The 12,175-nt window shown below is 74.1% G+C and carries 12 protein-coding genes and 3 pseudogenes; 7 read left to right on the top strand and 8 right to left on the bottom strand.

Going from position 1 to position 12,175, the window contains the following annotated elements; all coding sequences use genetic code 11:
• Window positions 1-139: 139 nt before the first annotated feature.
• From ACZ8AI_RS19525 to ACZ8AI_RS19495, 7 genes and pseudogenes are all read left to right on the top strand, one after another.
• Window positions 140-607, top strand: coding sequence for a hypothetical protein (locus ACZ8AI_RS19525; RefSeq protein WP_464859528.1), 468 nt, complete (start codon window positions 140-142; stop codon window positions 605-607).
• Window positions 608-1,019: 412 nt separating this feature from the next.
• Entirely contained in the window at window positions 1,020-1,865 is an 846-nt protein-coding gene (locus ACZ8AI_RS19520; RefSeq protein ID WP_464859527.1) for a choice-of-anchor G family protein, read from the top strand.
• On the top strand, window positions 1,778-3,385 hold the full coding sequence (locus ACZ8AI_RS19515; protein ID WP_464859526.1) for a choice-of-anchor G family protein: 1,608 nt from the start codon (window positions 1,778-1,780) through the stop codon (window positions 3,383-3,385). Before ACZ8AI_RS19520 ends, ACZ8AI_RS19515 begins: the two co-directional genes overlap by 88 nt.
• 137 nt (window positions 3,386-3,522) lie before the next feature.
• A pseudogene (nadE, locus tag ACZ8AI_RS19510) lies at window positions 3,523-4,344 on the top strand (ammonia-dependent NAD(+) synthetase).
• Window positions 4,345-4,480: 136 nt separating this feature from the next.
• On the top strand, window positions 4,481-4,798 hold the full coding sequence (locus tag ACZ8AI_RS19505; RefSeq protein ID WP_464859525.1) for a hypothetical protein: 318 nt from the start codon (window positions 4,481-4,483) through the stop codon (window positions 4,796-4,798).
• Window positions 4,753-5,034 (top strand): SPFH domain-containing protein, encoded by a 282-nt coding sequence (locus ACZ8AI_RS19500; RefSeq protein WP_464859524.1) that lies wholly within the window; start codon window positions 4,753-4,755, stop codon window positions 5,032-5,034. Before ACZ8AI_RS19505 ends, ACZ8AI_RS19500 begins: the two co-directional genes overlap by 46 nt.
• Window positions 5,009-6,220 (top strand): SPFH domain-containing protein, encoded by a 1,212-nt coding sequence (locus tag ACZ8AI_RS19495; RefSeq protein ID WP_464859523.1) that lies wholly within the window; start codon window positions 5,009-5,011, stop codon window positions 6,218-6,220. Before ACZ8AI_RS19500 ends, ACZ8AI_RS19495 begins: the two co-directional genes overlap by 26 nt.
• A gap of 77 nt (window positions 6,221-6,297) precedes the next feature.
• On the opposite strand, the gene ACZ8AI_RS19490 is transcribed toward ACZ8AI_RS19495, so the two are convergent.
• The 8 genes and pseudogenes from ACZ8AI_RS19490 to ACZ8AI_RS19455 form a co-directional block, all read right to left on the bottom strand.
• Window positions 6,298-6,453: a hypothetical protein gene (locus ACZ8AI_RS19490; protein ID WP_464859522.1), complete on the bottom strand. Its 156-nt coding sequence runs from the start codon at window positions 6,451-6,453 to the stop codon at window positions 6,298-6,300.
• Between the two features lie 71 nt (window positions 6,454-6,524).
• A pseudogene (locus ACZ8AI_RS19485) lies at window positions 6,525-6,836 on the bottom strand (ATP-binding cassette domain-containing protein); the annotation flags it as partial.
• A gap of 10 nt (window positions 6,837-6,846) precedes the next feature.
• A complete protein-coding gene (locus tag ACZ8AI_RS19480) occupies window positions 6,847-8,079 on the bottom strand; it encodes an ATP-binding cassette domain-containing protein (RefSeq protein ID WP_464859521.1) in 1,233 nt (410 codons plus the stop codon).
• Entirely contained in the window at window positions 8,076-8,297 is a 222-nt protein-coding gene (locus ACZ8AI_RS19475) for a hypothetical protein (RefSeq protein WP_464859520.1), read from the bottom strand. The genes ACZ8AI_RS19480 and ACZ8AI_RS19475 overlap by 4 nt, the downstream gene beginning before the upstream one ends.
• Window positions 8,294-9,721, bottom strand: a complete 1,428-nt coding sequence (locus ACZ8AI_RS19470; RefSeq protein ID WP_464859519.1) for a hypothetical protein — start codon at window positions 9,719-9,721, stop codon at window positions 8,294-8,296. The genes ACZ8AI_RS19475 and ACZ8AI_RS19470 overlap by 4 nt, the downstream gene beginning before the upstream one ends.
• Complete coding sequence (locus tag ACZ8AI_RS19465) at window positions 9,715-9,939, bottom strand: hypothetical protein (RefSeq protein WP_464859518.1); 225 nt, start codon at window positions 9,937-9,939, stop codon at window positions 9,715-9,717. Before ACZ8AI_RS19465 ends, ACZ8AI_RS19470 begins: the two co-directional genes overlap by 7 nt.
• The gene (locus ACZ8AI_RS19460) at window positions 9,930-11,165 is read right to left on the bottom strand and encodes a hypothetical protein (RefSeq protein ID WP_464859517.1); all 1,236 of its coding nucleotides are present in this window, start codon (window positions 11,163-11,165) and stop codon (window positions 9,930-9,932) included. Before ACZ8AI_RS19460 ends, ACZ8AI_RS19465 begins: the two co-directional genes overlap by 10 nt.
• A pseudogene (locus tag ACZ8AI_RS19455) lies at window positions 11,123-12,127 on the bottom strand (phosphotransferase); the annotation flags it as partial. The gene ACZ8AI_RS19460 and the pseudogene ACZ8AI_RS19455, both read right to left, overlap by 43 nt.
• Window positions 12,128-12,175: the final 48 nt, after the last annotated feature.

The following is a 12,175-nucleotide window of genomic DNA, read 5'->3' as shown; positions in this document are numbered from 1 at the left end:
CGCGACGGGGCGCCTCGGGAGCGGGCGCGTCGGTGGGGCCTCCGGCGGTGGACCGGGAGGCGCGGGGTGCGCCGAGCGGGTCGGCGCGGGCGGGGGTGCCGGGGTCGGGTGCTAGCGGGTCGGCTCCGGCGGGTCGGCCGTGACCTTCTGCAGGGAGGGCCTGCAGCGTGGCCCGTTCGTCCTCGCTCAGCGGCGCGAGCAGGACGTCGTCGAGGGCGACCATGGCGTCCTCGAACCCGGCGATGAGGGCGATGCCCTCGTCGGTGGCGTACACGCGCTTCGTCCGGGCGTTCCCGGCGTCGGCGCGGCGTTCGACGAGCCCGCGGCGCTCGAGCCCTGCAGGAGGCTCGAGACGCTGGCCGCACTCGTCCGGGTGATGTCGGCGATGTCCCGCTGGATCGCCCCGGGCGTGCGCTGCCAGGTACCCGAGCACGAAGGACTGCTCCTGGGTGAGGTCGCGTTCCCGCACCCACTCCTCGGCGGCCTTCCGCTGCGCCCACCCCGATCCAGCGCATCTGCTGGAGGGGGAGTCCATCCGGGGCGCCTGCTGCGCGCTGGGGCTGCTGCGACGTCCTGGGGTCCTGCTTCGTCATGCTCAAAACACTAACCATTCGATATCTAACTGTCAATGATCAAACTGTTGAGGGTGTCCAGCCCGCGTCCCTCCCGAACAGGGGGTATCGCCAGCACCCCCGACACCCCTTGTAGATTGCACAGGAACGCGGTCTCACCAGCCGCTCATCCTCCAGCTCGACGACGTCGCCGGGCCTCACCCGAGGGGATCAGGAATGGCACGAGGACGAACCATGCGCGCACCTTCGATGCGCCCGTTCGTGGGGCCACGGCCCGCCGACCCCTCCGCCCCGGAGGTGGTCACGCCGGATAGCCGCGCCCGCGCACAGCTCGACGCGCACACGTGACTCCGGGGCCGCCTCACCAGCGACCTCGTCGGATCCCACGGCCAACCACCGCGGGATGGATCAGCGGCGGAGGACTCCTCCGCCGGAGGAAGAGGCACCATGCCACGCACAGCAACACGCATCGCGCTCCGCGCGGGCGCCACGGCCACCGTCGCGGCGGTCATCATCGGGGGAGCAGCCCTCCCCGCACACGCAGCCGCCTCGGACGCGACCCAGGCCGAAGGTCGGCTCATCGCGGGGAGCGGCACGATCGACCTCGACGACGTGGCGGCGCTCGCCGGGTCGTTCGGGGCCACCGCTCCAGGCGGCCAGGCGGCCGGCGGGTCCGACCCGCTCGACCTCGCGGTGCTCAACAGCATCGGGATCAACGTCCCCGGCGGGATCCAGCTGCTCGGGCAGAACGGCCTCGTGAACGTCGGGGTCGCCGGACAGGTCGCCGCGACCGACACCACCTCGGCGGTCGCCGCCTCGGGTGCGGTCGGGGCGGACGGCGCGATCCAGGTCGGCCCGGGAACCCCCGGTACCGGCGCCACCGTGAACCTCACGCCGCTCCTGGGCGACCTCGACGTCGACGGGGTCGTGAGCGAACTCTCCGTCGGGCTCGGCGCGCTGTCGGCTCGGGCCGAGGCAGACCGCACCTTCGACGGCGCCGACGTCACCACCGACTACCAGGTCGCCGGTGCGCAGGTCCGCCTGGTCAGCCCGGCGGTGCAGCAGCTCGTGACGAGCTTGGACACGACGCTCGGCACGACGGACACGACCGTGAACACGGCACTCGGTGAGGACGGTCTCACGACCGACCTGACCGCCTCGCTGCTGGGCCCGGTGACCGACGCCGTCAACACCTCGGGCTCGGCGTGCTCAGCCTCGACGACACCACGGCGCAGCTCACCGCGGACGTCGACCTGCAGGGAGCGCTCGCCACCGTCACGCAGCAGCCGCTGACGGACGGTCCGGTCACGCTCGACCTGTCCACCGGCGTCGTGTCGATCGACCTCGGGCAGCTCTACACGCTGAACGACCTGCCGGCGAACACGAAGCTCCTCGCGAGCGACACCGTGAACGCGCAGATCACCGGCGCGATCTCGGACATCCTCACGGAGCAGTTGCCGGCGCTCCTCACGAGCACCATCACGAACGCACTCGACGCCGCCGCGGTGCAGCTCGTCGTGGACACGGGCGTCGACCTGGCCGGACTCGACGTCGCGGGCCTCACCCTCACCGTCGACACCACCGTCGGTGACCTGCTCGGCACCGGCGACGGCGCCACCCTCACGGTGGCCGGCGACGGGATCCTCGGCCCGGTGCTCGGGACGCTCGACCCGCTGCTCCAGCCGCTGCTCGGCTCCACCGTCGTGCCGGCGCTCACCGGGATCGTCGGCGACGTGCTCGGCGGTGACTTCGTCGCGAACACGGTGCAGACACTCCTCACCACGGCGACCGGCACGGTCACGGCGCTCAACCCGCTGCTCGACATCGTGAACGAGCTCGTGTCGATCACGATCAACTCGCAGACGGCACCGGTCTTCACCGAGCCGACCGCCGACGCCACCGGGGCCACCACGGTCCGGGCGGTCCGGGTGCAGCTCCTGCCCGCGGCCGACCTCGCGACGGTCGACCTGGCCACCGCGACCGTGCAGGCGGACCCGTTCGCCGGGATCGCGATCACCTCGCCCGAGGACGGCACGGACTACACGGTCGAGACCGACGACGACACCACCGACGTGCCGGTCACCGGCACGGCGGAGCCCGGAGCCGACGTCGACGTCACGCTCGACGGTGACGCGGACGGCGTCCAGTCGACCGTCGCCGACGAGGACGGCACCTGGACGGTGACGTTCCCCGACGTCGCGGTCGGCGACCACGAGGCCGAGGCCGTCGAGACCATCGGCGCCCTGGTCAGTGACCCGGACTCGGTCACCTTCGCGGTCGCTGCGGCACCGGTCGACCCGACCGACCCCACGGACCCGACCGATCCCGGGACGCCCGGCGGTCCGGATGGCCCGGGAGCGGGCGGTGACGGCGGTGCCGGCGGAGTCGGTGGTGCCGGTGGTGCTGGTGGTGCCGGCGGTCTCGGAGCCGGAGCCGGGGCCGGGGTCGGCACGGGCTCCCTCGCCTTCACGGGCGCCGAGGTCCTGCCGTTGATGCTCCTCGCCGGGCTGCTCCTCGCAGCCGGCGGCGGCGACCCTGGTCGCGCGTCGTCTGCGCCGCGTCTGATCGGTCGGACGACCCCGACGGGCGCCGGTGGGGACCGGCGCCCGTCTCCCAGGGGTCGTGGCGCGTTCGGGTCGCCGCGACCCCGACCGGTGCGGTGGTGGTTCGGGCCGCCACCGCACCGGCCTCTTCTCCGCTCTCGTTCCCAGCCCCGTCCACCCTCGAGCCGTGAGGACCACCGTGCACGACCACGACACCCACCCCCTCGACCGCCGCGTCGGACCGCCGCCACGTCGAGCGGTTCCGGCTGACCCGCTCCGCCGAGACCCTCGGCGTCGTCTGCACCTGCGCGATCGGCACCGACCACGACAACACGGTCCGGCCGATCGGTGCCGAACCCGTTCGCTGAACCCGTGCGCGCCGGCGGTCGCAGCGGGATACTGAGGTGGTGCGTGAACTCCAAGCCGCCATCGCAGCGGACCTCAACGTCCAGCCGACCATCGACCCCGAGCAGGAGGTCGCCCGTCGGGTCGGGTTCCTGCGCGACTACCTGCTGACCACCGGTGCTGCGGGCTACCTGCTAGCGATCAGCGGCGGCCAGGACTCCACGCTCGCCGGCCGACTGACCCAGCTCGCGGTGGAGTCCCTCCGCGCCGAGGGGCACGCCGCCGCGTTCACCACCGTCCGCATGCCGTACCGGGTGCAGGCGGACGAGGACGACGCGCAACTCGCCCTGCAGTTCATCGCCGCCGACCCGGGCATCACGATCAACATCGAGCACGGGGTCGACGGGGTCGTGCAGGACACGGCGGCGTCCGGCGTCCCGCTGAGCGACTTCGTGAAGGGCAACGTCAAGGCGCGGATGCGCATGGTCGCCCAGTACGCCGTGGCGGGACAACTCGGACTCCCGTCGTCGGCACGGACCACGCGGCCGAGGCCGTGACCGGCTTCTTCACCAAGTACGGCGACGGTGGCGTCGACCTCACGCCGCTCACTGGCCTGACGGAGAGCCAGGGGCGGCAGCTGCTCGAGCACCTCGGCGCACCGGCCCGCCTGTACGAGAAGGCCCCACGGCGGACCTGCTCGACGAGACGCCCGGCCGACGACGGCGACCTCCGGGCTCCGCTACGCCGAGATCGACGCGTACCTGCAGGGGCACGACGTGCCGGTGGAGGTCGCCGAGGCGATCGAGACGCGCTACCGCGCGACGGAGCGCAAGCGCCAGGTCCCGGCGACGCCCTTCGACGACTGGTGGCGTGCGGGCGCGTAGGCGCTCGCAACCGCCGACGGGAGGCGCGGTGCGGGTCCGACCCGCACCGCGCCTCCCGTCCGTTCTCCACATCTCGTCCCCGGCACCGTCCTGCTGTCGGCTCCCGCTCCTAGGATGGGAGGCAACGGAACAACAGATGCGGAATCCAGGTCGAGCCGAACGTGGCCGGACGCTGGACCGGAGGGGGAGTCAGCCGGAAGTCCTGTTCGCGCTCGGAGCCGTCCCGCTGATCATCGGCGGGATCATCGTCCTGGCGATCATCGCGCTGATCTACGCGAAGGTCGTGTACCGGAACGCGGGTGCCGACGAAGCACTCATCATCACGGGCAAGCGCTCACGCAAGGTCAAGAACTCGGACGGCACCGGGAGCGGATCGAGTCCGGCATCAAGGTCGTGCTCGGTGCCGGCGTGCTCGTCCGACCGTTCTTCGAGAAGGTCGCGAAGCTCTCGCTGAGCTCCCGGGCGATCGACATCAACGTCAACGCGCAGGACTCCCGCGGCGTCACGATCGACGTCGAGGCAGTCGCGCTCGTCAAGGTCGGCGAGACCGACGCCTCCATCCGGGCGGCGGCGCAGCGGTTCCTCGGCCAGGAGAAGAAGATCGACGACTTCGCGCGCGAGGTCCTGTCGGGTTCGCTCCGCGCCTCGATCGGTCGCGACCGACGTGTCGACGATCATCCGCAACCGTGACCAGCTCACCGTCGCCGTGCTCGACGTCGCGAAGGACGCCCTGCACAGCCAGGGGCTCGACGTCGACTCGTTCGAGATCAAGGGCATCTCGGACCGCAACGAGTACATCAGCGACCTCGGTCGTGCCGAGCGTGCGCGTGTCCGGCTCGAGGCCGAGAACGCCGAGGCCCAGGCCGACCGCGAAGCGCGTGAGGCTCGGGCGACCGCCGACCAGGCCATCGCCGAGGCGGAGAACACGCTCGCCATCCGACGGGCAGCGCTGCAACTCGACGCCGACCGTGCATCGGCCGAGGCCGCGGCGGCGGGTCCGCTCGCCCAGGCCCGTGCCGCTCAGGGCGTCGTCGAGCAGGAGCAGCTGACCGCGCAGAAGCGTGCCGAACTCCGTCGCGCCGAGCTCGAGTCCGAGGTCAGCGCCGTTGCCGAGGCCCAGGCGCGGAAGACCCGGGTCGAGGCCGAAGCGGCCGCCGCTGCCCAGGTCGAGACGGCCCGTGCCCAGGCCGAGGCCCGGCGGATCTCCGCCGAGGCGATCGCCGCCGAGGCGAAGGCCGAGTCCGAGGCCGCAAGCTCGCCGCCGACGCATCGCGTGCCGAGGGTGAAGCGGCCGCCGACGCGATCCGTGCCAAGGGGCAGGCCGAGGCCGACGCGACGAAGGCGCAGGCCGACGCCCTCGCCCAGCACCTCCGACGCCGTCCTCCGCGTCAAGGCGATCGAGACGCTGCCGAGCATCGCCCGCGAGCTCGCAGCCCCGATGAGCAACATCGACAAGCTCACGGTGGTGTCGTCCGACGGCCGGTGCCCTGTCGAAGAGCGTCGTCAGTCAGTTCAGCGAGGTCGACGCGCTGCTCGGCACGACGGCCGGCTTCACCCTGAGCGACATCGTGAAGAGCACCGCGACCGGGCAGGCTGCGGCTCGCGCCGTCGTGCGGGAGCAGGCACAGGAGCCGCTCGCCGCCGAGTAGGGGCAGTGCCCGGTGCGGGCGCGGCGGGGCTCAGGCCTCGTCGCGCCCGTCGTCGTTCCGGCGCTCACGCTGCTGGCCACCGGCGTCCTCGCGCTGGCCGCCGTGGTCGTCGCGCTCGGCGTCGTCACGCTCCTGCGAGAGCCGCTGCTGCCAGACGACGCTGCGGGCGGCACCCTCGAGGATGTCGTCGACGCTCCGTCCGGCCTGCGCGGCGAGTGCCCCGCTGAGTCCCGCGGTGAGGGTGCCCCCTGCGGACACAGCCGCTCGACGACCTCCTCTTGCCGGTCGGTCAACGGCTCGTCGATCATCTCGTCGATGGTGTCGCGGATGTTCTGCTCGCTCGCGTCCAGGGCCGCCTCGTCGCCCGAGTGCAGTGCTGCTGCGCCTCGCCGACGACGACCAGTCCGAGTCGTGCGGCGTCGTCCTCCGGACGTGGGGTGCTGCCGTGCTCGTCAGTCATGCGGAGGACCGTACGCTCCCGGGGGTCGCGCTTCCTGGATCGATGGGGTACCGCGGCCGACGGTGACCCGTTCAGGCCGGAGCGTGCCGGCCGCGGTGACCGATCCGCAAGAGGATCGCCGACGTCGGTACCTCGTCGTCGGACGAGCGCCCGACGACCACGATCCCGCCCCGGTCGGCCGCGGCCTCGAGCGCGCGGAGGACGACGAGCCCCGATGCCGGGTCGAGCTCGCTCGTGGGGTCGTCGAGCACCGTGACACCGGCATCGACCGCGAGCGCCCGAGCGAGTGCGACGCGCTGCTGCTGCCCGCCGGAGAGCTGCTCGGCGAGGTTGGTGCGGACCGCCGGCGGTACCCCGACGGCGTCGAGGGCGTCCGTGATGCGGTCGTCCCGGTCAAGGACGTCCCCGCTCCGCGCGACGGCGGGACGGCGCGTGCGCGAGCAGGCCGAGTGCGACGTTCTCGGTCGCGGTCAGGGCTCCGAGCAGATCGTGGTCCCGCGTCAGGAGCGCGAGCGGTGGCCGTCCGGCGGCGAGGTCCTCGATCCGGACCGAGCCCGTGCTCCTGGCGCGTGCCGACCGATCGAGTGGGGGCGCGTCCGGGTCGAGCGCGGCGACGACGGCCGAGAGCACCGCGGACACCTCGGCGCCGTCGTCCCCGGTCACGACCACGACCGCGCCGGCGTCGACCCGGCCGTCCACCGCGAAGACCTCCCGGTCGCCGAACCCGACCGTGAACCGTTCGAACACCAGTACCGTCACGCCGTCGCCTCCTCGTCCGCCCGTCGGATGCGCAGGCCGCCCGTACCGTCCGGCTCGACCGTGACGAGTGCACCGGTCGGCCAGTCGCCCCGGAGGTGCTGGGGGATCGGCACGGAACCGTCGGCCGCGACGACGGCGCGCTGCCCCGACCCCGGAGTCCTCCTCGCCGACCCGGCCGTCGCGGAGGTGGATCATCCGCTGCATCCGGCGGGCGACGGCCTCGTCGTGGGTGACGAGCAGGACCGCGATCCCCTCCCGCTCCGTCTCGGCGACGAGCAGGTCGAGCAGGGCATCCCGCGCGGCGGTGTCGGGGCGGCTCGTCGGTTCGTCGGCGAGCAGCAGCCGTGGGCGGGACGCCAGCGCCACCGCCAGTGCCGTGGTCTGCCGGTGCGACGCGGACAGCTCGGCGACGGGACGGCCGTCGTCGGGGACCCCGCCGGCTGCCAGCACACGCTCGCCGAGTGCGCTGTCGCGGCCGGGGATCCCGCGGACCGTCCAGGCGACGTTGGCGCGGGCCGACTCGTGGCCGATGAGGTTGACGTCGGCGCCCTGCAGCATGAGTCCGAGGACGTCACGCCGCAGCCGGTCGAGGTCGCGCCGGTCGGCGGTGCCGAGGTCCTGCGCGCCGATGGTCACCGTGCCGGCACTCGGTCGCATCAGGCCGGCGGCGATCGACAGCAGGGTCGACTTGCCCGAACCGGACGGGCCGAGCAGGGCGACGCGCTGCCCGGGCGGCACCGTCAGGTCGACGCCGCGCAGGGCGGCCACGTCGACCTCGGCCTCCCGGTACACGTGCACGAGGCCCGAGGCGCGGAACGCCGGGAGGGACCCGTCGTCCGCGACGGGCGTGGAGCGCGATGGCGTCACGGTGCGGGCCTCCCCTCTCGCGGGCGCCGGTGCTCCGCTCCGTCGCCGCTGCCGCGCGGTCGGCCGGAACCGTCCGCGCCGACGGCGGCGACCCCGGCGGAGACGGCGAGCAGCACGAGCATCGTCACCGCCGTGACCGCGAGCACGGTGAGCGGCCCCACGGGTACTCCGAGGGGCGGGACGGCCTCGGCGCGCAGCGGGAGCCGTGCGGCGGTCACCACCGTGGCGATCGTCCCCGCCACCGCGCCGAGCAGGACGGCGGCCGCGGCGGGGAGGAACGTCTCGCGGAGCACGGCTCGACGCACGGCGCTGCGCGGGAACCCGCTCGTCCGGACACGTCCACGTCGTCACGACGGCGACGCGCTCCGATCGCACCGGCCCCGGCGACGACGAGCAGGACGAGCACGAGGGCCGCGCCGGCGGTCGGGACGCCGACCAGTGCCCCGAGCACCGGGGCGCTCCGCTCGGCCCGGCGTTCGGCGTCTGCGAGGGTGTGCCGGCCCGTCACGGTGACGCCGTGCCTGGACAGGGCGGCCGTGACGCGCCGCTCGGCCCCGGGTGCGACCCACACCTCGTGGTCCGTGCCCGTGCCGACCGGGTTCGAGACGTGGCCGGCCGAGGTCAGGTCGACCAGGGCGCCGTCGGCGAGCACCCGCGGGAGCGCCGGCGCCGTCCCGACCACGCGCAGCACGATCGACTCCCCGTTGAGCCCGATGCCGACCGTGGCGTCGGGAACGCCCGCGAACGGTTGCGTGACCGTCGCAGCACCGATGACGGTCGGGAGGGGCTCGGCGCCGTCCCGCGGGGTGATGCTCGGTGTCCCGGAACCCGTCGGGTCGACCCACGAGACGCGGAGGCCGTCGCGGCGGTCCCCGAGGGTGGCGGTCGGGCCGCCGTCCGGCAGCGGGTTCTCGCCGAGTCGGCTCCGCCAGCGGTCCGCGTGGAGCCAGGCGGCGCCGACCGACCGCGCCGTCGTGCCGTCCCCGACCGTGACGTCGGTGATCGTCGCCCCGAGTCCGTAGGGTGCGCTGGTGGTCGCGCTGGTCTCGAGGCCGAGCCAGACGAGTCGGCAGCCGTCGGTGCAGGGGAGGGCGCCGCGGGCACTCGTCAGCGTGCCGTCCCGCGGTGCGCCGAGGACGACCCGGTGCCAGCCGTCGGTCGCCTGCACGACGGCGACGACGTCCACGTCGGCGGGGTCTGCGGGGGCGACGGTCTTCGCCGCCTCGCCGTCGGGTGCGCCGACCTCGCGGAGCGGCTCGGCGAGCTGCGTCCCGGTCAGGCGGAGCGACCGGCCACCCGTCGGACGGAGTTCGCGTTGGAGGGCGGCCGTGCTGCGCCCGCTCCAGGTCGGGTCCCACGCGCTGACGGCGGCGAGGCGTGTGGAGTCGAGGGCGATCAGCCGTCCGACGCCGACCCCCCTGGACGTCGCCTGCACCGCCATCGCCGACCGCCCGCCGGGATCGGCGTCGCGCACGGCCTGCACGAAGGGCGTGTCCTCGGCCACCCGCACGTCGAGGACGGTCGCTGCGCCGAGGGTCGCGGCCGCGCGGTCGTCGGCGAGGCGGACGGCCAGGACGGCCGTCTGCGTCGACGACACCGCGAGCGCGACGCCGAGGACGACCATGACTGCGGTCGTCAGCACCGACGGCGTCCGCGCGATCCGACGCACCACGAGCAGTTCGGTGAGGAACGCGCCGGGCGGTCGGCCCGGCGACGGACCACGGCGACCCCGACTCGCAGTCCGACGATCGCCAGCAGGACGGCGATGAGCGACGGCGCGAGGAGCGCGATGCTCGGACCGGTGACCTCCGTCTCGGTCGCGACGGCCGCGAGTCCGACGACCGCGGCGATCACGGCCACCGCCTGGACGACCGCGCCCGCGCGGGACAGGGTCCGCGGCTCGGTGACACGCCGGAGCAGGTCGACGAGTGGGACCCGTGACGCGCGGGCGCTCGCGACGACGAGGGCGACGAGCGACCCGGCGATCGCCGCGGCGAGGGCGAGCAGGACGGGCGCGCGGAGCGGTTCGAGGGCCGGGGCCCCCGCGCCGAGCAGCACCGGCGCGCAGAGTGCGGCGAGGCCCAGACCGGCAGCCGCGCCGGCGACGGCGCCGACGACCGTCGCGAGCACGGGCTCGAGCAGGACCGCGGCGAACCGACGTCGCGCCGGCAGCCCACGCAGCCGGGCGAGTCCCCCACTCCGCCGCGCGCGCCTGCCCGATGCGGCCGGCGACGACCCCCTGGGCGAACCACGCCAGCACGACCGCCTGCAGGTGCCGTCACGGCGACGATCGTCGTCGCGGCGTCGTTCCCGTCCGCCACCCGGTCGACGAGGTCGTCGATCCGTTCCTGCACCGACACCGACGACTGTGCGCTGCTCTCGGTCAGCGTGCCGTCCCGAGCGGCTGCGACGTCGCGCACCACCGCGGGCACGTCGTCGAGGCGGAGCCCGTGCCGGAGGGTCTTGACCGACCACATCGTCCCGGTGATCGACAGGTCGTCGAACCCGGCGAGGGACATCACCAGGTCGGGGCCGCCGGTGCCGCCGCTGCCGAACAGCTTGCCGGGCGCGCTCGCGATCCGGCCGACGCGGCTCGTTGCGTCGTAGGTGCCGACCACCCGCACGCGGACGGACTGCTCGGGGACGTCGAGCACGGAGAGCGGCAGCACCGCCCCGGTCGCGATCCCGGAGCCTGCCGGGGCGAGCACCTCGTCGGAACCGGACGGACACCGCCCGTCGACGAGGCCGAGGGACGCGCAGTCGTCGGAGAGCCCGGCGAGCTGGGTGTACCGCACGTCGGCGTCGGCCGGATCGGACGGCGCTCGGTAGGAGACGAGGGCCTTCGACTCGGCGACGACGACTTCTCCGTGCCAGAGGCGGCTCTCCGTCGCTGCGGAAGTGGTCGTGACGACCGCTCCTGGGCCTCGCTGAGCTTCTGGTACTCGATCTCGGCCGAGGCTGCGATCGACGTGCCGCGCACCCCGGCGTGGGCGAGCGCAGTCGAGCGTCGACTGTTCGACGGCGCGGAGGAGCAGGGGCGCGATCACGGACACCACGGTCGCGACGAGTGCGAGGAGTGCGAGCACCACGGCGGCCGCGGGGCGGCGACGGACGCTGCGTGCCCAGAACGGAGCCGACCCTCGTCCCACCGGCACCCCCTCGCGCGGTCGGCACCAGCGCCGACGTCGGAAGTCTGGCACACCGGTGGGGCGTGCGCGGTCACCGGTGCGCGGCGGTCAGCGCGTCGTCCACCGGCGGAGGAGCCACTCCGCCGCCGCCAGTCCCTCGCGTCGCTGGAAGTCCCGGAGCGTCGGCATCTGCGGGATCGCGGCCGCGCGGCGTTCTCGAAGAAGGTGCCCGCCAGCCCCGCCAGGACCGCGTCCACCGTCGGCGCGGTCAGCCCGGCGAACACCGGGTGCTCGGCGAGGTGCGCCTCCACGTCGGTCGACTCGCCCCGGACCAGCACGTCGAGCAGGTAGGTGAGCGGGTCGAACCAGTGCGCGCCCACGGCGGCCCACGGCCAGTCGAGCACCCAGACCTGCCCCGCGTGGTCGACGAGCAGGTTGTCGGCACGGCAGTCCACGTGCACCAGGTGGTCCCCGTCGAGCAGGGCAGCGCTTCCCGGCCGCCGTCCGGGCGAAGGCCTGTGCCGCCGCCTCGACGTGCTGCGGATCGACGACGGCAGCCCGGTGGCGAGCATCCGGTCCCAGGCGCAGAACGCTCCGGCGAGGTCGTCCGTGAGTCGAGGCCGTGCTGCGAGTGCACCGGTGGCGACCGGCAACGTGTCGAGCGCGTCGAGCACCGCTCGGATGTCGGTTCCGTCGCGGCTCCCACCCGGATGGCGGCCGTCCACGTCGGAGAGCACCAGGGCGATCCAGTCGTCGCCGGCGGCGGTGTCCTCGATCGCGGCGAGCAACCGCGGGGCACGGACCGACCGCGGGAGCTGCACCATCACGTCGGCCTCTCGTCGGTGGAGATCGAAGGCGTCGGCGTTGCGCGATCGTGAGACCGTCTTGACGAACGCCCGGCCGCCGCCCCTGACGACGACCCGATCGGCACTCCCGGGCGAGTACCCCCTCGGCCTGCGACTCGGCTT

This window comes from Curtobacterium sp. AC273 (genome assembly GCF_979253735.1).
Note: the sequence above shows the minus strand (reverse complement) of the source record. Positions and strands in the feature narration are given on the sequence as shown.